We start from the raw sequence: 24168 nt of genomic DNA, 5'->3' as shown, positions 1-24168 counted from the left end.
AACCGTTGGGCTGCTCAGGCTCGACGTTGGCATCGCCAGTCCGACCCCAATTGATCAGGACGCCTAAAGGTGGACTCAGTGCCACCTGGACAGTGGATAAAGGTGCGTGTCTTCGGCCTCTTGCTTCCTGATGCATTCTCCACTCACGGGCTTGTCTCGGCCGACGGTCAAAACAATGTATTCCCGGCCCCCAGAAGGTTCTCATATCCCTTTCCTCAACCGAGCTCTGCTGCTGCATCACGAATTGACGAAGCAACTTTCCGAGATGTTGCCTCAGGTCGCCGTACAGTCTTCCTGTGGTACTTGGGAATGAACATCACATGGTATACGAAATGTCAAACTTCTGCTGCTTCTCCAAGCAGAGCTTGGCGCCTCGCTCGTTGGTTTCGAGTTTAGGAAAACCCGAGAACCTCTGCTTAGCAGCAACTTATCTGCGCGAAAGAACAGCTTTAAATGATAGTGCCAGCTGCGAACCACTTTGGAACGGAGCGCACCGGCAATTAAAGTTGTTCGTTGGATTTTCTCAGCGAGAACGGTGGTACGGTCCGGGATAATTGACTGCGAGCAGCAGGCTCGTCGCGCAGGATAAAAACGGCAGCGGCAATTACTGAGCCGATTTGGAAGCCAGCTTATTTAATAGAAGCAATACTTCTTCTATTAGCAAGGCTAATATCAAGACATTTACGCGTCAACAACGCTTGCTAGGCCTCTTCTCCGGACGCAGGCGACAAGCCGCTATGCGCTCTCGGCTCGTAAACAGAGAGCGCATCGCTCACGCCCAATAAAATCACGAGTGAAGGAGGTGCTCCTCGCTCCGCAGAAGCGCGGATAGAGGGCCGTCAGCCGAGTTCGCCAAAATTTACAGGAGAGATGAATGAAAATAAGCACCGATCGAATCCTCACGACACATGTCGGCAGTTTGCCGCGGCCGCCCCTATTGGAGGAGATGCTGCTGGCGAAAGAAAAGGGCGGACTGGACGCCGACCGCGGTCCGTTGCTGGCGGCCAGCATCAGTTCAGCGGTCGTCGACATCGTAAAAAAGCAGGCGAGTATTGACCTAACGGTTGTCGACGATGGCGAGATGAGCAAATACGCCTATTCGACCTATGCGCGCGAGCGTATGACAAGTTTGACGGGCGTTGATCAGCCGCTTGCCTTGTCCGAACTGGCCGAATTCTCGAATTTCGCAAAGCGGGTCAATCTCGATATCAAGACTCCCGCCTGCGTGGGGCCTCTCGAGTACCAGGGAGAGGCGGCGGTGGCGACGGATATCGCCAATCTCAAGGCGGCACTCAACACGGTCTCTGTCGAGGAAGCGTTCATGAACGCCTCGTCTCCGGGGATCATGGCACACTACATGCCGAACAAATATTATCCATCGCAGGAAGCCTACCTCTATGCGCTGGGCGATGCGATGAAGCATGAATACGATGCCATCGCTGCGTCAGGCTTGCTCCTGCAGCTTGATTGTCCGGATCTGGCGCTCGGCCGCCATTTTCGGGCCAAACCAATGGATGTGGCGGAGTTCCGAAAGGAAATCGCTCTTCACGTGGAAGTGCTCAATCATGCTCTGCGCGACATTCCCGCCGATCGGATGCGCCTGCATCTATGCTGGGGCAATTACGAGTCGCCGCATCACCACGACATCGATCTCCACGAGATCTTCGATATCATCATCAAAGCGCGGCCGATGGCGCTGCTACTGGAGGCGGCGAATCCGCGCCACTCGCATGAATGGAGCCTGTTCAAGGAAACGCGACTTCCCGATGACAAGATTATCGTGCCAGGCGTTATCGATACCTGCACGAACTACATTGAGCATCCCGAAGTCGTCGCGCAGCGCATCGAGCAATACGCCAATCTGGTCGGCCGCGAGCGCGTGATCGCCGGAACGGACTGCGGCTTCGCGAGCTTTGCGACCTTTCACACTGTCGACCCGGACATTGCCTGGCGCAAACTCGAGTCGCTTGTGCAAGGCGCCGAGATTGCATCGCGCCGGCTCTGGAACGCGAACTCAACGCACTCCAAGCAAGCCATTGCCTCGTGAAAGCGCAAAGCCGCTGGCAAACACCCACATGAAAATCATCCAGATCACCGACCTTCACCTGGTTCCAACAGGTGATCGTCTCTTCGACAATGATCCAGGCGAGCGCTTGATAGCCTGCTTGGCCGACGTGGCTGAGCATCATGCAGATGCCGAGCTTTGCGTCATCACGGGCGATCTTGCTCATCATGGCGAGCGGAGTGCCTACGCTCGCCTGCACGAGGCGCTCAAGGTCTTGCCGATGCCGGTGCGGCTTCTCATGGGCAACCATGACGATCGCGCCAATTTCCGTAGCGTATTTTCCGAAGCTCCAGTCGACGATTTCGGCTTCGTTCAATCCGTGCTCGACACGGCGGCGGGACGCTTTCTTTTTCTCGATACCAAACGATCAGACAGCCATGCCGGCCTCTACTGTGAGCGGCGCCAGGCGTGGTTGCGCGCGCGCCTGGAAGAGGCACACGGCAGACCAATTTATCTCTTCATGCATCACCCGCCGCTGTCGGTTCACTTCAGGCCTGCCGACGACATCATGCTCGACGATGGCGCGGCGTTCGGACGTATTCTCGACGGGCATTCCATCCGCCATCTGTTCTTCGGGCATGTGCATCGCCCAATCACCGGCAGCTGGCAAAACATTCCATTTTCCACCTTGCGGGGGCTCAATCATCAATTGTGGCTCGATTTTAGTCACGAGCGGGGAATTCCCTGCAGTATGGAGCCTCCGGCCTATGCGATCGCTTTCCTGAACGCCGATGCCGTGGTCATCCACACCCACGATTTTCTCGATACAAGCACAAAATATCTGTACGAGCCGGACCTACCCGTCGAGCGCCAAGTCGTTCCAATAGCACGACGATCTCAACTCTGATTTCGCGGCGGGGTCTCATGCCCCCGCATCCGTCACCCATGCCCATCCGTCGTCTAGCCCCGGCGGGGCGGTTGTTCGCACCCATTGGGCTTCTTTTCAGGACTCCAAGGAGCATTCTCATGAATTTGTCCCGTCGCACGTTTCTCCGCTCTTCGGTCGCGGCCTCCGCCTCGTCCCTGGCCGGCTCACTTGTTGGCCCCGCGTCCGCGGCATCGGACACTGTGACCATCGCCTCCGTCTACGATCTGTCGGGACCGTTCGACGTCTATGGTGCTCCGTCGAACATGTGCACGGAATTCGCGGTCAAGGAGTTGAACAAGGCAGGGGGACTACTCGGCAAGCAAATCGTCCTGAAGGCGTACGACTGTCAGTCGGACATCAACAAGGGTCCGCAATACGCGCAGCAGGCGGCGCTGCGCGACCGAGCCGTGATGGCGGTGGGCGCCTTGACCGGAGCTGCCCGAGAGGCAACGCGACCGGTCCTGCGCAAATACAAGGTGCCCTACTTCTATGGTTCGATCTATGAAGGTGGTGCCTGCGAACAGAATATCTTTTGCTGCAACACCGAAGGAAACCAGCAGGTCGTTCCGCTGCTGGAGTGGTCGTTCAAGAATCTAGGCAAGAAGCTCTATTACATAGCCTCCGATTACAACGCGCCACGCACATTCGGAGCCTGGAACCACGTGATGGCAAAGCGCGAAGGGGGCGAGGTGCTTGCCGACGACTATTATCCCCTCGACGTGACCGACTTCACGGCGGCAATCGCGAAAATCCAGGCGGCAAAGCCGGATTTCATCCATTCCTGTCTGGTTGGTGGCCCGTCAATGTCCTTCTACCGGCAATGGGCGGCGGCAGGGATGCTGAAGAAAATTCCGATCGTCTCGATCATTTTCGGCGGTGGGCAAGAGCACGAGATCTTGGCAGCTGAGGAGACGAACGGCATCTACGCCGCCTACAACTATTTCCAAGAGCTCGATACGCCGCGAAACAAAGCCTTTTTGGCACGCTTTGCCGAAACGATTGGTCAAAACCACGCCTACATCAATGGCGAGGCGATCGGTGGCTACAACACCGTCATGTTGTGGGCCGAAGCCGTCAAGCGCGCGAACAGCTTTGATCGCGACGCGATCATGAAGGCTTGGGAAAGCGGGATTACTTGGGAAGGCCCCGGCGGAAAAATGGTCACTGACGGGCCGACGCACCACACGACCCAGGACGTGCGCATCATCAGGGTCGAAAATCGCGTCTGGCGTCTGATTGCAACCAAAGAGCAGATCCAACCGGATAGCTATGGCGGCAGGTGCGACGTCTTTGCCCATCCGAACCAGACGGAATTCTTGATGCCGCAAATGTAGGGTGACCGAGTTGGCGGCGCCGCCTCGTGGATGGCGCCGCGGCCTCATTTGGCTTTCATCACTCGAGGGGAAAGAGGTGGCTCTCTCTTTCGAGCACAAGGAGAATTCTCATGAAATTGTCCCGTCGAACGTTTCTCGCCTCTTCCGCGGCGATTTCCGCTGCATCTATCGCCGGCTCATTTGCCGACCGCGCTTGGGCCGCATCAGACACCGTCGCTATCGCCTCGTTGCACGATTTGTCGGGACCTCTTGATATTTATGGCGTGCCGTCGAATTTGTGCATGAAGGTCGCGGTCGAGGAGATCAATGCCGCCGGCGGCCTGCTCGGCAAAAAAGTCGAGCTCAAGGTTTATGACGGCCAGTCCGACATCACCAAGTACCCGCAATATGCGCAGAAGGCGGCGCTGAATGACCGGGTCGTCATGGTGCAAGGTGCACTTAGCGGAGCTGCGCGCGAAGCCACGCGCCCTGTCTTACGCAAGTACAAGATACCCTTCATTTATGGCTCCTTTTACGAAGGTGGTCTTTGCGAGAAAAACTCTTTCTGCGTCAACACTGGTGGCAACCAGCAGGTTGTTCCGCTGCTCGAATGGTCGTTCAAGAATCTCGGTAAGAAGCTCTACTATATTGCATCAGATTATAACGCTCCCCGTAACTTCGGCATCTGGAACCACGTGATGGCCAAGCGCCAAGGTGGCGAGGTGTTGGCCGATGACTACTATCCTCTGGATGTTACGGATTTCACCGCGGCCATCGCAAAAATCCAGGCCGCAAAACCAGATATCGTGCATTCCTGCCTCGTTGGCGGTCCGGCTATGTCCTTCTATCGCCAATGGGCCGCGGCCGGCATGCTGAAGAAGATTCCGATCATCTCAATCGTCTTTGCCGCCGGCAATGAGCACGAGGTCCTCGCTCCGGAGGAAACCGATGGCGTGATCGTCGCATACAACTACTTCCAGGAACTCGACACGTCGAAGAATAAGGAGTTTCTGGCCAAGGTCGAAGCCTTGGCCGGCAAGAACCATCCCTATATCAACGGCGAAGTTTTTGGCGGCTACAGCGGCGTCATGCTGTGGGCGGAAGCCGTCAAACGTGCCGGCAGCTTCGAGCGCGAAGCGGTTCTCGCGGTCCTCGAAAGCGGCATCCGGTGGGAAGGTCCGGCCGGAGTCATGACCACTGATGGCCCCACCCACAATACGACGCAAGACGTTCACATTATCACCGTCAAGAACCGCGTCTGGAGCCTGATCGAGAAGAGGGAGCAGATTCCGCCTGATACATATGGCGGCAAGTGCAACGTCTTCACCAATCCGAACCAGACCGACTTTCTGATGCCCCAGATCTAAGTGGCCGGCGCTCGCGGCGCCGTCTCTGTGGCGCCGCCTCGTTCGCCTGTCTCCGTCTTCGCAGATCAGGATAGACCATGGACCAGTTCGTCATATTGTGCTTCGCGGTGGTCAATTCCATTGCGCTTCTCGCCCTGATCAGCCTGGGGCTCGCTATCATTTTCGGCATGATGCGGGTGATCAATTTTGCTCATGGCGAATTCGTCATGCTTGGCGGTTACGCCACTGTGATCGCCAATCATGCCGGCGTAAATCTTTGGCTCTCCATGCTGGTTGTCGCCCCAATGGTTGTCGGCATGATCGGAGCTGTGGTGGAGCTACTCATCATTCGCCGGCTCTACGGTCATCTGGTCACGACGATGTTGGCAACCTGGGGGCTTAGCCTGTTCTTGATTGGCGCGGTGACCGCCGTCTTCGGCAACACAACGATGGGCGTGAGTGCCCCGCTCGGCAATATTCCGGTCGGAGCCTATTCCATCGGTGCTTACCAACTGCTCTTGATCGCAATCACAGCCCTGCTCGTCGTGTGTTCTCTTCTGGCTTTGCACTGGACGAAATACGGATTGATCGCGCGGGCGGCGATGCAAAATTCGGAGATGGCGACCACCCTCGGAATCGATTGTGATCGCGTGTATGCGGCCACTTTCATCATCGGCGCAGCAATCAGTGGCCTTGCCGGCGCATTGCTTGCGCCGATATCCGGCGTCCTTCCTCACATGGGCGCGGCCTATGTTGCACGCGCCTTCGTGACCGTGATCAGCGGCGGCGGGGCCTTGATTACCGGCTTTCTGTCAGCCGCAACGATCCTCGGGCCGGTTGAGGCCTTGCTTTCCTATTTCGCAACGCCGGTCGTCGGCCAGGCCTCGCTGCTTCTTTTAGCCGTGATCATCCTGCGCCTGTTTCCGACCGGTGTTTCCAGCTTGTGGACCGGAGGCCGATAACGTCATGCTGCGCCAACTCAAACATGCCTTGTTTCCGGTCGCTCTCGTGCTCTTCGCGGCTTTTGGGCCGTTCGTTCTGGAGCCATTCGACCTCGTCAATCTGTCCGCCTTTTCGGCCATGGCGATCGCAGCGCTCGGGCTCGCCTTTGTCTGGGGGACGCTGGGGATTCTCAACCTTGGACATTCGGTCTTTTTCGGTCTCGGTGCCTACGCCTATGCGATCGCGGTCTCCAATCTCGGCGACAGCACGCTTGCCGTTTTGATCGGAACCCTGTTGCCGGTCGCATTCTCGCTCATCCTTGGCTACTTTCTGTTCTTCAGCCGTCTGGGCGACGTCTATCTCGGCGTCATTACGCTCTGCGTGACGCTGATTTTCTATTCCTTCATGACGTCGACTGCCGATCCCTCATTTCACATCGGCCCGGTGCCGCTCGGCGGCTTCAATGGGATCACGGCAGTACCCTCGCTCAATATGCCAGGTGATCCGCAGGCATTTCTATCCACGGAAGCGACGTTCTCAATCTGTTTGCTGGCGCTTGCAGGCGCTTACATTCTGCTCTCGTTCCTGCGTTCGAGCGATGCCGGGCGTATCATGACGGCGATCCGCGAAAGTGAGTTGCGGAGCGAGCTCCTTGGCTACGACATTCGCTTCTACAAGCTCGTTGGCTTTGCCGTGAGTGCTGCCATCGCGGGGCTCGGTGGAGCGCTTTACACGGCGGTGATGGGTTTCGTCAGCCCGAACGTCTTCGATCTTCCGCAAGCCTCGCAATTCGTTCTGTGGGTGATTGCCGGCGGCCTCGGAACCTTTGTCGGCCCCGTCGCGGCAAGCTTCGGCTTCCAGCTTCTCAGCAGCCAGCTCGGGGCCAACCAGATCTTCAATACGGAGCTGATTTTCGGCGCGACGATCATCCTGTTCGTACTGCTCGCCCCTCAAGGCCTGCTGCCGATGATTCTTAAGTTGTCGAAACCTAGGTTCCAGAACCGTTCTGGCATCTTGAGGCGAAAGGAGAAACCGGCATGAGCGGCGCACCCATTCTCGCAACGAGGGGCCTTGTAAAACGGTTCGGCGGGGTTGCCGCAGTTGATGGCGTCGACCTCGTCGTGACCGCCGGTGAAATCCGCTGCCTCATAGGTCCGAACGGCGCCGGCAAGAGCACACTCTTCAAATGCCTCACCCATCAACACCAGCCGACCAGCGGCCACGTCCTGTTCGAGGGCCAGAATCTGCAAGGCCTCGCCACCCATCGCATTGCGCGCCTGGGCATCGCCATCAAGAACCAGATTCCCAGCATCTACGCCAACCTTGACGTCCGAGAGAATATCCGCCTCGCCGCCCTGCGGAGGGGGCTGCCAAAGCGCGAGCTGGACAGGGTCGTCGAGCTGGCACTGGAGGAGATCGGCTTTGATGACCGTCGCGCAAAACAGCCGGCCGCGACCCTTTCGCATGCACATCGCCAATGGTGCGAACTCGGCATGCTGCTCGCGAGCGATCCCCGTCTCGCGCTCCTCGACGAGCCAACCGCCGGCATGACGCGTGATGAGATGTTGAAGACCGTCGACATCATCAAACGTCTCAACGCCCGTGCCACGGTGATCGTCGTCGAGCACGACCTAGAGTTCATCGCCCGTCTCGCACAAAGGGTTACTGTCTTGCACAGGGGAAAAGTGTTGGTGGAGGACACCATGGACAAGGTCGAGGCAAACGAGACCGTCCGAGATATCTATCTCGGCCGCAAGAAAGAGGCCATTCATGCTGAAAGGTGAACGCTTGGTCTCCGGCTACGGCAACACACAGGTACTGCGCAGCTTGAGCTTCGATCTCGGCGCTCATGAGATTCTCGGGATCATCGGTATCAATGGTATGGGCAAGACCACCTTGCTCAAGACCGTCATGGGGCTGTTGCCGGTCGAAGGTGGCCGGATCGTACTGGACGGTGTTGCCATCGAAGCTCTGCCTGCCCATCAACGCAGTCGTCTCGGCTTTAGTTACACGCCGCAAGGCGGCGCGGGTTTTCCCGGCCTGACCGTCAAGGAGAACCTGTTGCTCGCGGGCATGATGCCCGGCGCCGGCAAGGCAAAGCCGATTGACGAAATATTGCGTCTCTTTCCGAGGCTCGAAATGCTTCTCGCGCGCCCCAGCGGTGCTTTGAGTGGAGGCGAACGGCAGTTGCTGGCGCTTGCCCGCGCCATGGTTCGCTCGCCGCGGCTTCTTCTGCTCGATGAACTGACAGAGGGCATTCAGCCCTCGGTGACTGACGAAATCGCCGAATGCTTATCTTCAATTCACCGGTTGGAAAAGACCGCCATGATCATTGCCGATCAGGATCTCAGTTTCGTAGCCTCGCTGGTTGCCCGGGCGCTGGTCGTCCAGAAGGGAGAGATCGTGGCGGAACGCAATCCGACCGAACTGCTCGCCGACAGTGTCTTCGAGGCGGACTGAGGTCTTGCCGGCGCCGGGCCTTCCGTCCGGCGATCCTGCGGGTCACGAGTGTCAATCCGTTCGAGACGAGTGCCCATCTTTTAATTTGCGGAGCCACCATGGCCGCCAAAGCCCTCTCAGTCCAACCGACCGTCCATCCGGCTGCGCAGCTACACGATACAACACTCGGCGCATACTGTGAGGTCGGCGCGCGTACGATCCTGCGAGAAGCGACGATGGGCGATTATTCCTACGTCGAAAACGATTCTCAGATCACCTACACGACCATCGGAAATTTTTGCTCGATTGCGGCAATGACCCGGATCAACCCCGGCAATCATCCGATGCACCGAGCGAGCCAGTCGCATTTCACCTATCGGGCAAGCGCCTATTTTCCGAACGAGAGTGACGAGGCAGAATTCTTCGATTGGCGGAGACAGCATCAGGTCCAGATCGGTCACGATGTCTGGATCGGTCACGGCGCAATCGTACTTCCAGGCCGCAACATCGGCACTGGTGCCGTGGTTGCGGGCGGTGCAATCGTTACCAAGGATGTGCCGGCCTACACAATCGTCGCAGGCAATCCGGCTCGCATCGTCAGGCGGCGGTTCTCGGACGATATCGCCGGGCGGCTCGCCAGGCTTGCGTGGTGGAACTGGGATCACGAAGGTCTGCACGCTGCGCTGCCGGATTTCCGCAAGCTGACGATTGAAGACTTTTTGAGTAAATACGAAGCGGGAGAGCTTGCCAGGTTGGAATCTTCGCGTTGATCGCTTCGAGAGAACTGGTTTCTGATTGTCAGAGGCTCGGGCTCGCTCCCGTTGGCCGCTGCGCAATTGCTCGCCGAGGCGGCGCCCTCGCTTCAGTCCCGGTTGCGCGGCAGCTCCTCTCGGCGCCAGCAATGAGCACGGTCCTCCAGTTGCTCATTCCGAAGGCCAAACGCCGTTTTGGGGGCGGCCTGCTAGAAAGGCGAGGCTCATCTCGTGCGGCGGTTCTCCGCCATGCTGTGCATGGTTAACGGCTTGGTGACGCCACGAAAGAAATCCTACCATCATGAAGAAAGAGGCTAACGTGTCGTCCGCTGCACGAACTGAGCTTGCGCGCCCCGAGGTTCAAGCGATCACCGAAGTCGAACCCGCGAAGAACTTTCGATTTTATGACAATCGACAAAAGTACCTGATGTTCGTCAATACGTGCAGCGAGAAGCGCGTCGTATCAGAACGAATAGCGTTCGAACTCGATCAGATTCGTCCGCGCCCGCCGGCTGTGCGGGTCTTTGATGCAGGCGTCGGGGATGGGACGGTGCTGGCCCGCGTGCTGCGTTCAATGCATCGGCGCTACGAGCATCTGCCATTCTACGTCGTCGGGAAAGAGATCAGCCTTGAAGACATTCGTTTGACGCTCGAGAAACTGCCCGATCGGTTCCACGAGCACCCGGCCACGGTCATCGTCCTGACCAACCTTTACTATCACGAAGCCCCATATCTTTCGGCGAGCCTGGCATCAAGGGCGTCCAAGCTCGTCTGGCATGAAGTCGCCCTGAGTGGGCGGACTGCGGCCGAATACGAGCGTCAGATCAATGATCTTGAGCCATTTCTAGCTCAACATTGGAAGGCCAGTGTGAGTAAGAAATCCGGCAATCCGATCTATGAGCGCCCGGTCGTTCTGGTGCTGTATTTGCAGAGCTGCCGGTTCCTGTTGGACCGGGTCATCCCCAGGCAAGGCGCGATCATGGCAGACTACGATCTTGTCATCGCCTCGCAGCCCTATCGGGCACGAGCGTCGGAGGAGTTCAAAGCGCAAAAGGTCGTTGCACCATTGGCGCTTGCGCTTGCTCCGGGTGGCAGGTTGGTCGGCATTCATTCGTGCGGCGACGATCCAGGTCTGGAAATCATTCAGAGCGTGTGGGCCGGGGAACAGCCTTTCGCAAACGATCGACGAGATATATTGCGCGAGACGAAAGTCGCGATGGGGAATGAGGCGCGTCAGTACAACTTCAATACGCTGACCGATGATCAGTCAAAATTCAAGTACGTGATGTACACCTTGCCCAACGAAATTGACGCGGACGCTACATCCATCGGGACGTCAACGCTGTTTGCAGCCTGGAATAACGCGAACTACGTGGCACAGATTGAGGACGAGCGACTGGCCCGGGCGATGACGGACGATCGATACCTGGCGTGCACCAAGGAGATCTTGCGCAAGCATAAGGGACTTTGGTTCTGGGACGAGTCTTACGTCATCTCCCGAAACCACAAGCCATGAAATACGCCCTCCGGCGAAATGCGGGACCTTTTCGCCTGCTTCGAAGCTCAATCAAGTCCTGGCTGATGACGTCGAGCCTCTGGCCGAAGATTGCTGTGCGCTCGTGTTGCGGCCGAAAAGGAATCGTTCATGACCGCGTCAAAGGCCCACGCTTGCAGCGAGGATGAGGCTTGCCGGCAATTCCTCGGTCAGTATTCCATTGAAATCATTCCTCGCGATACCCGCGCGGCTGAGATGGCGAGGCGCGTGCTTTCGCCCGGGACAGAGATATATCTTGCGAGTATATCGGGAGAGCCACAAGAGACGGTTATCGCAAGAGCGCTAGAGCTCAGGACATCGGGCTTCGTTCCGGTGCCTCACGTGGTTGCACGCAGATACGAGAGCCCTAATCAGCTCGAGACCACACTGGCCCGACTGCAAGAGGCCGGCGTCGATCGGGCATTGTTGCTGGGGGGCGACGTTGCGCGGGTCGTCGGGCCGTTTCCTTCCAGTCGAGCGGTACTTGAGACGGGCTTGTTCGCTCGCTATGGTTTTGAACGCCTTGGTTTTGCCACCTATCCGCAGCCCCATCCGCACATCCCAACCGACGTGCTAGATGACGAACTCGGCCAAAAGGTTTCGTTGACAGTTCGGCAAGGGATGACGCCGTGGGTGGTGAGCCAGTTTTGTTTCGAGCCAGACGCCATAGCAGCACATATCAGACGTTTGCGGGCGCGAGGAATAGCAGACGACGTTCGCGTCGGATTGGCGGGACCTGCCACGCTGAAGAGCGTCATGCGTTTGGCTCACATGTGTGGCGTAACGAACTCTGCTCAAGCACTGCGCTCCCTAGGCCAGAAATTCGGCCGTCTGGTCGTCGGTTATGAGCCACAGGAGCTAATTGATCGTCTTTTACACGACATGGAAACCAAGGCTGAGTTGCGATCGTTACGAGGGCACTTCTTCGGGTTCGGTGGACTTGAGCAGACGGCGACTTGGATCCGGGAATACAGATGTAAGGGGCGACGCCGTAGATGTGCCGCAACGGCATTTCCGTGAAGCGGTAGAGCGATTGCGATGATAAATTCACGATCAGCGACAGCAACCTCGGTATTGGTCGTCATGTGGTTTGTCTCGTACCCGGCCGTCGTTGCACCTCTGACAAATCGAGTGGGAACATCTTCGGCGGTTACCCGGATACTGAGCACCGGTGTGTGCGGCTTCGATCACGGCGGACGAACATGTTTCGCTGCCTCCCTTACTGATCAGGGCAACCTCGGGGCTGGGCACTGACCGCGAGGTCATGAACCCGCGTCTTTCGCCAATGGCGATGCGATCTTGACGGGGAACATCTTTTCCTGCCCGCCGAATCCTAATCGGCAGAGAATGTGCAGACGGCAGTGCTCTTGCTTCATCGGCAGCCTTTGAGCAACGCCGGGAGCAAGGTCACTCCCGACGTTAGGCCAGCAGGTCCATCACCAAACCGACTACGGCACGCGTGTCACTGAACTGTCGCGTTCATTGTGATGACTGACTTTCCCGAACCCGAGGGGCCCTTTCCCGTAAAGCTGACGGCAAACGCATCGCCGCCCTTGTAACCTGCCTTGGGCGTGTAAGTGTATGTCGATACATTCAGCTTCTTTAGCGTCCCATGTGCGGGCTTTTGCGAGATGGTCGAAGCGGCAATCACTCCGTCCATTTTGAGCGGCAATAGACATGTGCCACCGGCCGAAACACTGAAGTAGCCGCTTGAATTCACACCCCAACTCGACTGAACGCCAGTGACCGGGCACTCTGAAGCGGCGTCTGCAGAGATCGGTATCAAGCCAAGAACGGCCACGGCGAAAATTGATCGTACACGAAGATGCATTTCAGCCTCCATAATTTGAAGACGAACTCGGTAGCATCGCCGACCAGATCTTTTGTTGATGCACCTCAACGATACGTCGCGCGTATTCACAGGACCGAAAGTCCGGTTAAGTCGAGATACGGCGAGTTATTGCAGAACGGCGACGCATTTCACCCTTAAGCAGGTTCAGGACGCCGGAAATCGTTGGTGTAGCCTTTGCCAGATCTCACGACGGTCCGTGAGCTTGGATTCAATGCCAAGCCGCAAGCTATCAGCAACCGATCCATTATCGTCAGATTGTGTCGGGCCTGGTTCAAAACGCGAGGTTGACGGCTTTGCGATTCTTGTGGAAACTAATGTCGTCATTAGAGTCGTTGAACGCTGCTAGACGTGCAGGCGACACTGCACTTTGTCTCGCAACAGTTTTTATTCGAGTTGGGTTTTGATTTAGGAGCGGGCCGATGTTTGTTCGCATCACGACAGACCAAACGCCTCGCCCAAACTCACTCAAACACTTCCGCTTGGCGAGCGGCTCAAACGCGATCGTCAATCTAGGCGAATTCACGTACAAAAAAGGGAGAGAAATCTACGGTGAAAAGGAACCCGCCGAGTACGTCTATCTCGTAACACGAGGTGCGGTGCGGAGTTACAAGCTGCTCTCCGACGGCCGGCGTCAGATCGGTGCATTTCATCTGGTTGGCGATATTTTCGGGCTCGAGAACGGTGGAACGCACCGCTTTACAACTGAAGCTGTTGTTGAGACCACTCTTCGCCTGATGAAGCGACAAAGCCTCGAGCTGGTGGCCGAGAAAGATACCCTCGTGTCGCGCGACCTACTTGGTCTGACGACCAGCAACCTACAGCACGCGGAAAACCACATGCTGCTACTGGGACGCAAAACGTCGCTTGAGAAGGTTGCTGCGTTTTTACTGGAAATGGACGAGCGTCTGACCGCCGCCGGCATAATCTCGCTGCCGATGTCCCGCCGCGATATCGCTGATTACCTTGGCTTGACGCTCGAAACGGTATCGCGCGCGGTGTCTCAGCTGCACAAGGCCGGCATTCTTGAGTTCATCGGCAATACTCAACGCGAAATCGCGATCCTGGACCGAGGATTGCTTGCGCGCATCGACTTGCACAACTAGCTACAATTGGAATTGGAGATTGGCATTGTGGCAGGAGAATTTTGCGTTTGCGCGTCCAGCGCGGACTTCAATTACGACAGTTGATCGCCGAGCCTGAGCTCGCCGAGCGGCTCCCAGCGACAGTTGAACAAATTCGACGAGCGCTGCGCTTTCAAGAAGCAATATCGCCGTGCACCGGTTGATCGGTGGCCGATCTAAAACGAGTGGATTCAAACTGGAATACCGCTAGCGAACTGGACGATGAATGAGGCAGGCCGCCTCGTCGGCTAAGGTGAGAGACGCAATGAACGAAGCTTACGACAGGTTAGGCGCGCGGCGGGCGCATGAGCCAGCGGACGCCAAAAGCAGCTGCGCGCGTGGGGTTATCAGCTACTTGCACGATTTCGTCCTCTCCTGATGCGTGCCCGTGTTTTTCACTGCGAGCAAGGATCGATGCGTCTACTGGGAAAATACAAAGGTCTGGTTATCTTCGCCCTATCAAAAAGAGTTTGTCTTGGACTCGCGCATTCGAAGATTGTCTGAGAGGATTTAGCCACTGGACAACGATGTCGGTTAATAGCTCTCGCGCTGCTCTCCGGGGGAATACATTTGCTGATCGCCATCAGTTTTGGCTGATTTACAAGGCCTCCGGTGTCCTGAACTTCGCTCAAGGCGCGATACTGCTGTTAGCGGCGCTGGCCTTCGTCAGTCGAGTGGTGCGTGGAACGTCGTTTGCGGTCGCGCTGGCGACCACGCTGGTCGCGATGCTGCCGCTTAATCGGATGCCATGTTGCTTGAGCTCGGAGGAGGATCACATATGGTAACGACGCGCGAAGTGTCTGTCGATGACGCCCCAACGGTGACCCACATGGTTGCTGCGCTAGCCGCCGAACTTGGGCGCGGCCAGGTACAAGCCGGGCCAGATACCCAGCTTGTAGCCGAACTCCTTGCTATGGAAGAGCGTATCTATGGGTTCCTAGCTTTCGCCGAGGATCGCCCGGTCGGCGTCATCATGTTGTCGGAAAGCGCGGCTCTTTTCGCGCGCGGAAGGTACGCCACGATCACCGAACTCTACGTGGTGCCGGACCAGCGATCGTCAGGGGTTGCGATGCGTCTCATTGAGGCTGCCGTAGGCCTGGGGAGGGTAAAGTCCTGGGGCCAACTTGAATTGGCGGCGCCCAAGCAGCAGATGTGGAGCCGCAACTCCAGCTTGGCATTGTACTTCAAGGCTGGCTTTGCAGAGATCGGCCCACGCCTGAAGTTGCCGCTGCAATGCCTCGCTAGCCCACGTCCGCAAGGTATTGCTAAGGGGCGATCGCGATTAGACTCTCGGCGGCAACGCGCACTGTCCCGCTCCGGCCCGGATTCAACGGCTGTAAGACTTGCATTGGAAGCCGCGGGGCATGCTCTCGGAGGAGCGGACACTCGTCCATGGCGCGGGCGGTGAGCCGATCAGGGCCGAGGCCGAACGTCTTGCTGAAGCGCGCGGCCCGCCACTCGAGGAACTTAAACGGCATTTGAGCCGGGGTACGCCTATCGACGGGCGGATTTGGCCCGTGGGTCGGGATCTGTCGACCAGCACCTTGAGGGAATCGGTTGAGAGCTGCACACTCAGGAAGCTTTCGGGTGGGATTTATGCGTATCCAAGGGAGACCGCGTTGGGTGGGACACCCGCGTCGGACGAGGATGTCCTGGAAGCCTTCCTAAAGGCGCGCGAATGGCGGCCGAGGATCGAGCGTCCCGGAATTGAAATTATCCGCTTTGGACCCAATGTGTTCGACAAGGGTATCGAACACCACACGATCGAGAATGTCCCTGTCCGCATCTATTCACCGGCAAAGACTATTGTCGATCTCTTCAGGAGCGTCCGATTCCAGCATGCGGCTTACGAGGGTTCGTGCAGGCGACACAGGCCATGAAAGAAGCCCTGCGACTGCGCAAATCCACGCCGGCAGAGATCGCGCGGTTTGCCGTGGATCCAACTTGCGCTTTCTTGATTCTTAGTCATTTGAGAGTTAGCCATCGTTGCTGGGCCAACCTTAAGCCGCGAGGCGCGAACGCTACGTTGACTTCAAATGAAGGCGAAGGCGAGCAGGCTCGAGCAGAGCAGCGCGAGGCCCGTCGCGGTCAGCGCCAGTAGGCTAGCGGAAACAAGGTCATGGCTGTGCATCATACAGCCCTCGATTGCACCAAAGGGGAAAGTGTCCGGTTGACTGCCTGAAACGTCAAAAATTATTCGAATTCGACGCAACAATCCTGCTGTTTCCGGGCGTAAGTGCATTTTTCCGGCGCATCTGAGGATGGCTAGCCGACTTGCGGCGCGAGCAAAGAAATCGAATAACTAGGAGCTGTTCAACGAGCCACCGAGTCCTTTGTGCGCCAATATTATTTAGTCCCATTCAGCTCATGATGTTATGAGCTTCACAATTGCGATACAGCTTCCGGGATAACTTCGTCGAATGCGTAAGTTCCTGCTTCTCATTGTGGCATTTGCAATCATGTTGGTGGTAAAGGGCCGCCACCAAGATGCTTTCGCGCCGCACGCGACCGTGTCCATGCCGCCGGTCAACGTGCCATAGTCCTATCCTGTATGCCTCATCCTCAGCAAATGCGCGGCAGTTGCTCGCCCGATAGCCAGTCGACGATGCTGCCGCCGCCAAAACTGGTGATCATCTGCACGAAATGACGCATGTCGGCGATCGCCTCGCCGATGTCGGCGGCATCGCAGCCGAGCGGATGCGCCCGCATGGCAGCGAGCACGGCATTGGCGACATCGGGCGACACGATCGCAACCAGCTTGCCTTCATTGGCGACATGAAGCGGATCGAGTCCGAGGAGCTCGCAGGCCGCCGCCACGCCCGGTTTCACCGGGATTGCCTCTTCCTGTAAGCGGAAGCCGACGTCGGATTGCTGGGCGATCTCGTTCAGGGTCGCGGCAAGCCCGCCGCGCGTGGGGTCACGCATCAGGCGAATGCCGGGGGCTCCGGCCTGAACCATCTTCTGGACGAGATCGTGCAGCGCCGCCGAATCGGACGCGATCTCGGTTTCGAAGGCGAGGTTCCGCCGCTTGGACATGATGGCGATGCCATGATCGCCGAGCGTGCCCGAGATCAGAACGCGGTCTCCGACGCATGCGGTCTCCGCGGAGAGATTGAGCCCGTCGGGAACCACACCGATGCCGGCTGTCGAGATGAACAGGCCGTCGGCCTTGCCGCGCTCGACCACCTTGGTGTCGCCCGTGATGATGTGGACGCCGGCCAATCGCGCTGCTTCTCCCATGGAATCGGCGATTCTCTTGAGGTCGCGGAAGGGAAACCCCTCCTCGATGATGAAGCTCGCCGACAGGTAAAGCGGCCTCGCCCCGGCCATTGCGATGTCGTTGACCGTGCCGTGCACGGCCAACGAACCGATATTCCCGCCCGGAAAGAACAGTGGCGAGACGACGTAGCCATCGGTCGTCATCACCAAGCGACCGGCGCCGACGTCGAAGGCCGACTGATCATTGCCGCGCGCCAGCCATTCATTGCCGAAGGCCTCGTGGAACAGCCCCGAAATCAGCTGCACCATCGCACGGCCGCCGGAGCCGTGAGACAGGTCGATGCAGCCATTCCTGATGTCGAGCTTGCGTTGATGGCCTGTCATGACGCTCCCCTCTGCTCTTGATCCCGGAAGCGGCGATAGGTCCAATGCGCGGCGCAGGCGCCTTCTGAGGAGACCATGCAGGACCCCACCGGCATTTCCGGCGTACAGACCGTGCCGAACAGCTTGCAGTCGACCGGCTTCTTCACCCCGCGCAGGATGGCCCCGCATTCGCAGGCGGGATTGTCGGCAACGCGAAGCTCGTTCATGTCGAAGCGGACTTCCGCGTCATATTTGGCGAACGCACGCTTCAGCTTCAGACCGCTATAGGGCACTTGACCCAGCCCGCGCCATTCGAACTGGTCGCGCAGCTCGAAAATGTCGGAAATCTCCTCCTTGGCACGCAGATTGCCGTCGCGGGTCACCGCGCGGCGATACTGGTTTTCCACTTCGTGGCGATGCTCGTTGACTTGCCCGACCAGCATCAGGATAGCATGCATCATGTCGAGTGGCTCGAAACCGGCGATCACGACCGGCTTGCCGAACTCCTCGGCGAAAAACCCGTAAGGCGCCGTGCCGATGATGGTCGAGACCTGGCCCGGCCCGACGAAACCATCGATCTCGACATGGCGGATATTGCCGATGTCGGGGCTCTCCAGAATGTTCTGCATCGCCGGCGGCGTCAGCACGTGGTTGCAGAACACGCTGAAATTCGAAAGCTGCTTTTTTTCGGCCAGACGGACCGCGACGGCCGTCGGCGGCGCCGTGGTCTCAAAGCCGATGGCGAAGAACACGACCTCGCGGGCGGGGTTCTCCTCTGCGATCCGGATCGTATCGATGGTGGAATAGACCATGCGGATATCAGCACCGCCGGCCTTTGCTTTGAGCAGCGAAGCACCTTGCGAAGCCGGCACACGCATCAGGTCGCCATAGACGCACAGGATGACATCGGGCCGCTCGGCGAGCCGGATCGCCATATCGATTCGCCCGGCCGGCAGCACGCAGACCGGGCAGCCGGGGCCGTGGATCATCCGCACGTTGCTCGGCAGGATGTCCTCAAGGCCATAGCGCGAGATCGCGTGCGTATGGCCGCCGCAGAATTCCATGAAGCGATAGGATCTTTCCGGATCGGCCGCGGCGTGGATCGTCTTCGACAGCCCCAGCGCAATCGCCTTGTCGCGAAATTCGTCGGCATATTTCATTGCGAGGCTCGCTGCCCTTCGATGCTGAGCTCGCGCAGGAGCTCGAGCGTGCGCCTCGCCTCCTGCGGATCGATCTTGGCCAGAGCGTAGCCGACGTGGATGATCACGTAGTCGCCGATGGCGATATCCTCAATCAGCGCTACGGATATCTCCTTGCTGACGCCATCGATGGAGACCACGGCCATATTCTCAGTGAGAAGCTTCTTGACCTCAGCGGGTATGGCGAGACACATCAGGCGATTCCTTCTGAGCCTTGGTGGTCGAGGAGTAGCAGGGCCGCGATCCAGGCCTGCCCGAGGCTCAGGCCACCGTCGTTGGGTGGCACCTGGCGCGGAAGCAACGGCCTGAGACCGACGGCGAGGCAGCCGCGCTCGATCTCTTCAGCAAGGATGGCATTGAGGAAGCAGCCGCCACTTAAAGTCACGCTCGTGAGGCCTGTCTGCTGCGCCGCACGCGCGATCCAGTCAACGCAAGCGGCGACAAAGGTGCCATGGAAGAGTTCGGCTCCTTCGGTCGGATCGAGCGCATCGGCGCTAAGGCGATCGAGCAGCGGGTGCATTGACAGCACGCTGTCTTCGATGACCCACCCATCGTCTGCGACACGGCAGCCGCGCACGCGCGCCTCCAGCTTCAGCGCGGCCTCGCCCTCATAGCTCTGGACGGAAGAGAGACCAAGCAATCCTGCCGCCGCATCGAACAGCCGGCCGGCGCTGGTCGTCACGGGCACGTCGGATTGGTCGAGCAACGCGCAGAGGCGCGCGGACTGCGGCCGGCTCGCGAACCGGCGCGGGATCGCCTCGCCGCGCCCCAGAGAATGCAGCACGCTCGCCGCCATTCGCCATGGCTCGCGCGCAGCGCGCTCTCCGCCCGGCATCTTGAGCGGCGCCAGATGTCCGATCCGCTGGAAGCGCGCTCCTTCACAGAGCAGAATTTCGCCGCCCCAATTGCCGCCATCGCTGCCATAGCCGAAGCCATCGAGCACGAGCGCGAGCGTAGATCCCTCGATACCGTACTCCGCCATGACCGAGGCAGCATGAGCATGATGATGCTGGACAGCGATCAGCCGCTGGCTGCTCGCCTCGGCGAAGCGGGTCGATGCCATGTTGGGATGCAGGTCATGCGCAATGACGACCGGCTCGACATCCAGTGTCGCGATCAGGTGCCGGACAGTTTCCTCGAAGAAGCGGATGCCTTCCGCGGTATCGAGATCGCCGATGTGCTGGGATACGAAGGCCTCGTTGCCACGCGTGACCGTGACTGTCGATTTCAAGGCACCGCCGACGGCGAGCACGGGCGGCAGCGACCGCGCAAGCCGGACCGGCTCGGGAACATAGCCCCTCGCCCGACGAATGAACCGCATCCGTCCTGCCACGACCGACGCGACCGAATCGTCGACGCGCGTCGCGATGTCGCGATCATGGGTGACGATAAGATCCGCAATGGCGCCAAGGCGCTGCTCCGCCTCCCGATTGTCGATCAAAAGCGGCTCGCCACCCGGATTGGCGCTGGTTGCGACGATCGCCCAGTTTTTGTCCGTCCGCGGATGGCTCGAATTCAGTTCATCGAACACCAGGTGATGTAGCGGAGCGACCGGCAACATGACGCCGATGCGCGACAGCTCCGGTGCGATCACGGATGCAAGCCGTTGGCGTGACATCAACAACACGATCGGCCGCGGCGAGGATTCCAGCAGGGCAAGTTCAGCCATGTTGGACACGGCGATCTCCGAAACCGCATCGACGGAGCCCACCATCACGGCAAAAGGCTTCTGGTCCCGCTGTTTCCGCCGGCGCAGGCGCTGCACGACACTATCGTCGCGCGCGTCGCAGACGAGTTGATAGCCGCCGAGCCCCTTGATCGCGACGATCTTGCCCGCAGCGATCGCAGCGGCGATCTCCCCGGCACTATGGCTGAGCCTCGGGCCACATTGCGGACAGGCGATCGCCTCGGCATGGAATCGCCGGCTTGTGGGGTCGGCATAGTCGCTCGCGCACGCCGCGCACATGGCGAAGCGCTTCATCGCCGTGGCGGAGCGATCATAGGGCAGCTGCTCGGCGATGGTATAGCGCGGACCGCAATGGGTGCAATTGACGAAGGGATAAAGATGGAAGCGGCTGCTCGGATCGAACAGCTCGCTCAGGCACTGCGGACAGATCGCGGCGTCCGCGACGATCCGCGTCGACACCTTGCCCTGCTCGCTGGCGCGAATGCAGAATTCGTCGCTCAAGACGCCAGCGATGCTCTGGATGGAAATCTCGTCAATCCGCGCGAGCGGCGGCTTTTCAAGCGGCAGTGCAGCGACGAAATCAGACATGCGCTCGCCCTCGACTTCGATCACAACGCCGTGCGGATCGTTAGCGACGAAGCCGCCGAGGCGATAACGCGCGGCGAGACCATAGACATAGGGTCGGAAGCCGACGCCCTGCACGGCGCCGCGCACATGCAGGCGTAGCCGCTGTCCATTCTGAGCCGTGGTCTCACCGCGCATGATCATCCCGCGGTGGCCATATCGACCGGCTTCATCTTCTCCGATTGCTTGCGGATCCAGGCATAGAATGCCGCGAATCCCTCACCAGTGCGCGCCGACACCGTCAGCACCTCGATCTGGGGGTTAACCCGCCGCGCGAATTCGATAGTCCTGGCGAGATCGAAACTGAGCACGGGGAGAAGATCGATCTTGTTGATCAGCATCAGGGACGAGGCAGCGAACATGTCGGGATATTTGAGCGGCTTGTCTTCGCCCTCGGCGGTTGAGAACACCACGATCTTGCAGGCTTCGCCGAGATCGAACCCCGCAGGACAGACGAGATTGCCGACATTCTCGATAAAAAGAACGCCGCCGTTCAGGTGAGGCAGCCGGTCGTAGGCCGCGCCCACCATCGCGGCATCGAGATGGCAGCCCTTGCCGGTGTTGACCTGGATGGCCGGCACGCCGGTCGCGCGGATCCGCTCGGCGTCGTTGGAGGTCTGCTGGTCGCCCTCGATCACGCCGATCGGAAAGCTGTCTTTCAGTTCAACGACGGCGCGAACCAACAGCGAGGTCTTGCCTGCGCCGGGGCTCGAGACCAGGTTGAACGCGAGCACACCGTCAGCACGGAAGCGTGCGCGGTTGTCGCCGGCGAGCCTTTCGTTCTTGCCGAGGATGTCGCGTTCGACCTGGATGATACGATCGCGGCTCACGCCGGCAATCCGGCGGCCAGCCGGATTCGCACCGCAATCGAGCAGCCCGACGTCGCCATGCTCATCAACATGGGTCCCACCATGATGATGGTGACCGTGGCCGGGTCCACGAGGGTGATGATGGTGTCCACCATGATCATGATCATAATCATGTGCATGCTCGACGACCCATTTTCTGTCACTGCAGCCGCAAACCGTACACATCAGTCGACCTCCAGTTCCTTGACGCGCATTTCTTCCCCGCCGGTCACCTGCAATTGATGACTGCCGCAGGACGGGCATGGCCCATAACGGTGCCTGATCTCGATGCTCGTCGAGCAGGCCACGCACCAGGCTATTGCGGGCGTCTCGACGATCTCGAGCCTCGCGCCTCGGGCGACGGTCCGCGCGGCGACCGCCTCGAAGCAGAACGTCATCGCCTCCGGCGCAGCATGACTGAGCGCTCCGATCTCGAGGAATACCACCTTCACCCTGGAGAACGAGTGCTTGCGCGCTTCCTCCTCGACGATCCCGATGATCCCTTCGCATAGCGCCATTTCATGCATGATCGACCTCGCGGAAGCTGAGTGTGAAGCCGACGCATGGATCGAACGAGCTGACGAGGTTGCGCACCGCGTCCTGTCCCTGCCGCCCGTCGGCCGGCAGGGAGCCTCGCAGCCTGCGGACCAGCGGTCCGCGCACATGGAAATTCCATTCTGTCGGGGCCAGGAATTCGAAACGGACGATGCAATCGTCGTCATCGAGCGCAATGGCATGGTAAAGCCGGCCGCGCGCGCATTCGACAGCGGCCGCACCTTTGCCGGCACCGAGGCGATAGCTCTCGATGATGCCATTTTCCAGCACTTGCGTCCTGCCTTCAAGCCAGGCGCAAAGCCGGGCTATCTCAGTGATCCGCGCGTTCAGGCGCTCGGCAGGGCCGGCGTCCCGCGGAACAGTCGACTCACGCCCGATCCGGCGCGCCCAGACGCCGGTCTCCGGAATGCGGCCGTTAAGATCGGGCGCATCGGAAAAGGCCGGGCCGTCCGCAACCATCCGCATGACGACATCAAGATCGTCGGCCGCTGACAAGAATGACTGCTCGACCACCGAAAGCGACAGCGCGTTGCCATTGAGGCTCGCAAGATGCGTGGCCAGTACGCTACCCGGCGCGGGCGCCAGCTCCTCGCCTGAGATGCCTAGCGCGTTGAGCGACGTCCTGATTTGCGACACGGCCCCGCCCCGTGACGGCCCCTCGCCGGCGCTGAGCACGGTCGTGGCGAGCATCGCTGCACGAGCCACGGCGGCACTCCGGCCGTCCAGCGTGCGCCAACCTACGAACAGCCCCCGCAACAGCTCGGTCAGACGCTCGGCGATCACGGCCGTGACGCGGCGCTGCAATGTCTCGGCAGAGGATGCTTTGCCGTGCGCAGCCTCGACCGCCGACAGGAATGCCGCCTGATGGGCTGCCGAGCACGGCGAAAATAGGCGCGGCAGGACAGACAGCAACGACGCGACCGGCTTTCCCGCAAACAGGCGCGTCAAAGGCGGTCGGCTGCGCGGCAGGATTGCAACGTCCGCGATGGTGCGGCCAGCGCGCCAGACCGTGATGTCGATCTCGTTGCGGAAGGCCGGGCTCATGCATGCCGCTCCGTCACAATGCCATGCAGAAAGTCACACCGATCGGTCGTGCTTGTCGCGGGCTCTTGCCAGTGGACCGCCTCCGCCGCGTTAGCCGGCAGCATCAGGGCCGGGAACGCGGCCTCTGCCGTCGCCAGCACCCAAATCATGTCTGCGAAATCGAACATCATAGAGAACAGTGAGTAAGTTGCGATCCGGCCAAGCGCCTCGACTTCGCTGAGCGCGAACTCGATATTCCGCTCGGGAAAGTTCAACGGCAGCCGGGGCTCGAACGCCTTCTGCACGAGGTCGTCCGCCTGACTCACTACGGTCATGAACCAGGGCGTCACCATGATGGCGACGATGGTGCCGTTGAAAAGGCGGAAACCGACCGCCGCATCGGCAGATCGCACACCGC

At 59.3% G+C, this 24168-nt stretch carries 23 protein-coding genes and 1 pseudogene; 15 read left to right on the top strand and 9 right to left on the bottom strand.

The genetic code is table 11. The features are described from left to right. Positions 1-874 precede the first annotated feature (874 nt). The 11 genes from YUU_RS52175 to YUU_RS52165 all read left to right on the top strand — a co-directional run bounded on the left by YUU_RS52175 (position 875) and on the right by YUU_RS52165 (position 12279). Entirely contained in the window at positions 875-2047 is a 1173-nt protein-coding gene (locus YUU_RS52175; RefSeq protein WP_051389952.1) for a cobalamin-independent methionine synthase II family protein, read from the top strand. A gap of 28 nt (positions 2048-2075) precedes the next feature. After that, a complete protein-coding gene (locus tag YUU_RS0130135) occupies positions 2076-2912 on the top strand; it encodes a phosphodiesterase (RefSeq protein ID WP_027525710.1) in 837 nt (278 codons plus the stop codon). 17 nt (positions 2913-2929) lie between these two features. After that, positions 2930-4267 (top strand): ABC transporter substrate-binding protein, encoded by a 1338-nt coding sequence (locus tag YUU_RS0130130; RefSeq protein WP_084801608.1) that lies wholly within the window; start codon positions 2930-2932, stop codon positions 4265-4267. A gap of 110 nt (positions 4268-4377) precedes the next feature. After that, positions 4378-5613: an ABC transporter substrate-binding protein gene (locus tag YUU_RS0130125; RefSeq protein ID WP_027525708.1), complete on the top strand. Its 1236-nt coding sequence runs from the start codon at positions 4378-4380 to the stop codon at positions 5611-5613. Positions 5614-5690: 77 nt separating this feature from the next. Continuing rightward, a complete protein-coding gene (locus YUU_RS0130120; RefSeq protein WP_027525707.1) occupies positions 5691-6554 on the top strand; it encodes a branched-chain amino acid ABC transporter permease in 864 nt (287 codons plus the stop codon). Between the two features lie 4 nt (positions 6555-6558). After that, positions 6559-7575 carry a branched-chain amino acid ABC transporter permease gene (locus YUU_RS0130115; protein WP_027525706.1) on the top strand — a complete coding sequence of 339 codons (1017 nt, stop codon included), beginning with the start codon at positions 6559-6561 and terminating at the stop codon, positions 7573-7575. After that, complete coding sequence (locus YUU_RS0130110; protein WP_027525705.1) at positions 7572-8318, top strand: ATP-binding cassette domain-containing protein; 747 nt, start codon at positions 7572-7574, stop codon at positions 8316-8318. The genes YUU_RS0130115 and YUU_RS0130110 overlap by 4 nt, the downstream gene beginning before the upstream one ends. After that, the gene (locus YUU_RS0130105; protein WP_027525704.1) at positions 8305-8994 is read left to right on the top strand and encodes an ABC transporter ATP-binding protein; all 690 of its coding nucleotides are present in this window, start codon (positions 8305-8307) and stop codon (positions 8992-8994) included. The genes YUU_RS0130110 and YUU_RS0130105 overlap by 14 nt, the downstream gene beginning before the upstream one ends. Positions 8995-9092: 98 nt before the next feature. Beyond that, a complete protein-coding gene (locus tag YUU_RS0130100; RefSeq protein WP_027525703.1) occupies positions 9093-9743 on the top strand; it encodes a chloramphenicol acetyltransferase in 651 nt (216 codons plus the stop codon). A 283-nt stretch (positions 9744-10026) separates the two neighbouring features. Continuing rightward, on the top strand, positions 10027-11241 hold the full coding sequence (locus YUU_RS52170; protein ID WP_051389950.1) for a hypothetical protein: 1215 nt from the start codon (positions 10027-10029) through the stop codon (positions 11239-11241). Between the two features lie 129 nt (positions 11242-11370). Further along, on the top strand, positions 11371-12279 hold the full coding sequence (locus YUU_RS52165; protein ID WP_051389949.1) for a hypothetical protein: 909 nt from the start codon (positions 11371-11373) through the stop codon (positions 12277-12279). 442 nt (positions 12280-12721) lie between these two features. Here the strand turns inward: YUU_RS52165 and YUU_RS59000 are convergent, their stop codons facing one another. Continuing rightward, positions 12722-13090 carry a hypothetical protein gene (locus YUU_RS59000; protein ID WP_156944583.1) on the bottom strand — a complete coding sequence of 123 codons (369 nt, stop codon included), beginning with the start codon at positions 13088-13090 and terminating at the stop codon, positions 12722-12724. A 440-nt stretch (positions 13091-13530) separates the two neighbouring features. Here YUU_RS59000 and YUU_RS0130085 point away from each other — a divergent pair, with 440 nt between their 5' ends. From YUU_RS0130085 to YUU_RS60415, 4 genes and pseudogenes are all read left to right on the top strand, one after another. Then, complete coding sequence (locus YUU_RS0130085) at positions 13531-14214, top strand: helix-turn-helix domain-containing protein (RefSeq protein WP_027525702.1); 684 nt, start codon at positions 13531-13533, stop codon at positions 14212-14214. 555 nt (positions 14215-14769) lie between these two features. Continuing rightward, a pseudogene (locus YUU_RS61465) lies at positions 14770-14963 on the top strand (branched-chain amino acid ABC transporter permease); the annotation flags it as partial. A gap of 17 nt (positions 14964-14980) precedes the next feature. Further along, positions 14981-15640 carry a GNAT family N-acetyltransferase gene (locus YUU_RS52160; RefSeq protein ID WP_371260514.1) on the top strand — a complete coding sequence of 220 codons (660 nt, stop codon included), beginning with the start codon at positions 14981-14983 and terminating at the stop codon, positions 15638-15640. Beyond that, positions 15597-16112, top strand: coding sequence for a hypothetical protein (locus tag YUU_RS60415; RefSeq protein ID WP_027525700.1), 516 nt, complete (start codon positions 15597-15599; stop codon positions 16110-16112). Before YUU_RS52160 ends, YUU_RS60415 begins: the two co-directional genes overlap by 44 nt. Positions 16113-16794: 682 nt before the next feature. Here the strand turns inward: YUU_RS60415 and hypE are convergent. Genes hypE through hybE form a run of 8 tightly spaced genes read right to left on the bottom strand, consistent with a single transcriptional unit; the run spans position 16795 to position 24163 of the window. Next, positions 16795-17835 carry a hydrogenase expression/formation protein HypE gene (gene hypE / locus YUU_RS0130045; RefSeq protein ID WP_027525699.1) on the bottom strand — a complete coding sequence of 347 codons (1041 nt, stop codon included), beginning with the start codon at positions 17833-17835 and terminating at the stop codon, positions 16795-16797. Then, positions 17832-18974, bottom strand: a complete 1143-nt coding sequence (gene hypD / locus YUU_RS0130040) for a hydrogenase formation protein HypD (RefSeq protein ID WP_027525698.1) — start codon at positions 18972-18974, stop codon at positions 17832-17834. Before hypD ends, hypE begins: the two co-directional genes overlap by 4 nt. Beyond that, positions 18971-19207 carry a HypC/HybG/HupF family hydrogenase formation chaperone gene (locus YUU_RS0130035; RefSeq protein ID WP_027525697.1) on the bottom strand — a complete coding sequence of 79 codons (237 nt, stop codon included), beginning with the start codon at positions 19205-19207 and terminating at the stop codon, positions 18971-18973. Before YUU_RS0130035 ends, hypD begins: the two co-directional genes overlap by 4 nt. Further along, positions 19207-21468 carry a carbamoyltransferase HypF gene (gene hypF / locus YUU_RS0130030; protein WP_027525696.1) on the bottom strand — a complete coding sequence of 754 codons (2262 nt, stop codon included), beginning with the start codon at positions 21466-21468 and terminating at the stop codon, positions 19207-19209. The genes YUU_RS0130035 and hypF overlap by 1 nt, the downstream gene beginning before the upstream one ends. Beyond that, positions 21465-22358 (bottom strand): hydrogenase nickel incorporation protein HypB, encoded by an 894-nt coding sequence (hypB, locus tag YUU_RS0130025; RefSeq protein WP_027525695.1) that lies wholly within the window; start codon positions 22356-22358, stop codon positions 21465-21467. Before hypB ends, hypF begins: the two co-directional genes overlap by 4 nt. Beyond that, complete coding sequence (gene hypA / locus YUU_RS0130020; protein ID WP_027525694.1) at positions 22358-22699, bottom strand: hydrogenase maturation nickel metallochaperone HypA; 342 nt, start codon at positions 22697-22699, stop codon at positions 22358-22360. The genes hypB and hypA overlap by 1 nt, the downstream gene beginning before the upstream one ends. Further along, positions 22692-23771 (bottom strand): nickel-dependent hydrogenase large subunit, encoded by a 1080-nt coding sequence (locus YUU_RS0130015; RefSeq protein WP_027525693.1) that lies wholly within the window; start codon positions 23769-23771, stop codon positions 22692-22694. Before YUU_RS0130015 ends, hypA begins: the two co-directional genes overlap by 8 nt. Beyond that, positions 23768-24163: a [NiFe]-hydrogenase assembly chaperone HybE gene (gene hybE, locus YUU_RS52155; protein WP_245288130.1), complete on the bottom strand. Its 396-nt coding sequence runs from the start codon at positions 24161-24163 to the stop codon at positions 23768-23770. Before hybE ends, YUU_RS0130015 begins: the two co-directional genes overlap by 4 nt. Between the last annotated feature and the right edge of the window lie 5 nt (positions 24164-24168).

Source organism: Bradyrhizobium sp. Ec3.3 (assembly GCF_000472925.1).
Lineage (GTDB): Bacteria > Pseudomonadota > Alphaproteobacteria > Rhizobiales > Xanthobacteraceae > Bradyrhizobium.
This window is presented reverse-complemented; position numbering and strand designations above follow the sequence as displayed.

Excerpts from the sequence above, each read along its gene's own strand:
- YUU_RS52175 (WP_051389952.1), top strand. The coding sequence starts at position 875 with ATGAAAATAAGCACCGATCGAATCCTCACGACACATGTCGGCAGTTTG.
- YUU_RS0130135 (WP_027525710.1), top strand. The coding sequence starts at position 2,076 with ATGAAAATCATCCAGATCACCGACCTTCACCTGGTTCCAACAGGTGAT.
- YUU_RS0130130 (WP_084801608.1), top strand. The coding sequence starts at position 2,930 with ATGCCCCCGCATCCGTCACCCATGCCCATCCGTCGTCTAGCCCCGGCG.
- YUU_RS0130125 (WP_027525708.1), top strand. The coding sequence starts at position 4,378 with ATGAAATTGTCCCGTCGAACGTTTCTCGCCTCTTCCGCGGCGATTTCC.
- YUU_RS0130120 (WP_027525707.1), top strand. The coding sequence starts at position 5,691 with ATGGACCAGTTCGTCATATTGTGCTTCGCGGTGGTCAATTCCATTGCG.
- YUU_RS0130115 (WP_027525706.1), top strand. The coding sequence starts at position 6,559 with ATGCTGCGCCAACTCAAACATGCCTTGTTTCCGGTCGCTCTCGTGCTC.
- YUU_RS0130110 (WP_027525705.1), top strand. The coding sequence starts at position 7,572 with ATGAGCGGCGCACCCATTCTCGCAACGAGGGGCCTTGTAAAACGGTTC.
- YUU_RS0130105 (WP_027525704.1), top strand. The coding sequence starts at position 8,305 with ATGCTGAAAGGTGAACGCTTGGTCTCCGGCTACGGCAACACACAGGTA.
- YUU_RS0130100 (WP_027525703.1), top strand. The coding sequence starts at position 9,093 with ATGGCCGCCAAAGCCCTCTCAGTCCAACCGACCGTCCATCCGGCTGCG.
- YUU_RS52170 (WP_051389950.1), top strand. The coding sequence starts at position 10,027 with ATGAAGAAAGAGGCTAACGTGTCGTCCGCTGCACGAACTGAGCTTGCG.
- YUU_RS52165 (WP_051389949.1), top strand. The coding sequence starts at position 11,371 with ATGACCGCGTCAAAGGCCCACGCTTGCAGCGAGGATGAGGCTTGCCGG.
- YUU_RS59000 (WP_156944583.1), bottom strand. The coding sequence starts at position 13,090 with ATGCATCTTCGTGTACGATCAATTTTCGCCGTGGCCGTTCTTGGCTTG.
- YUU_RS0130085 (WP_027525702.1), top strand. The coding sequence starts at position 13,531 with ATGTTTGTTCGCATCACGACAGACCAAACGCCTCGCCCAAACTCACTC.
- YUU_RS52160 (WP_371260514.1), top strand. The coding sequence starts at position 14,981 with ATGTTGCTTGAGCTCGGAGGAGGATCACATATGGTAACGACGCGCGAA.
- YUU_RS60415 (WP_027525700.1), top strand. The coding sequence starts at position 15,597 with ATGCTCTCGGAGGAGCGGACACTCGTCCATGGCGCGGGCGGTGAGCCG.
- hypE (WP_027525699.1), bottom strand. The coding sequence starts at position 17,835 with ATGACAGGCCATCAACGCAAGCTCGACATCAGGAATGGCTGCATCGAC.
- hypD (WP_027525698.1), bottom strand. The coding sequence starts at position 18,974 with ATGAAATATGCCGACGAATTTCGCGACAAGGCGATTGCGCTGGGGCTG.
- YUU_RS0130035 (WP_027525697.1), bottom strand. The coding sequence starts at position 19,207 with ATGTGTCTCGCCATACCCGCTGAGGTCAAGAAGCTTCTCACTGAGAAT.
- hypF (WP_027525696.1), bottom strand. The coding sequence starts at position 21,468 with ATGATCATGCGCGGTGAGACCACGGCTCAGAATGGACAGCGGCTACGC.
- hypB (WP_027525695.1), bottom strand. The coding sequence starts at position 22,358 with ATGTGTACGGTTTGCGGCTGCAGTGACAGAAAATGGGTCGTCGAGCAT.
- hypA (WP_027525694.1), bottom strand. The coding sequence starts at position 22,699 with ATGCATGAAATGGCGCTATGCGAAGGGATCATCGGGATCGTCGAGGAG.
- YUU_RS0130015 (WP_027525693.1), bottom strand. The coding sequence starts at position 23,771 with ATGAGCCCGGCCTTCCGCAACGAGATCGACATCACGGTCTGGCGCGCT.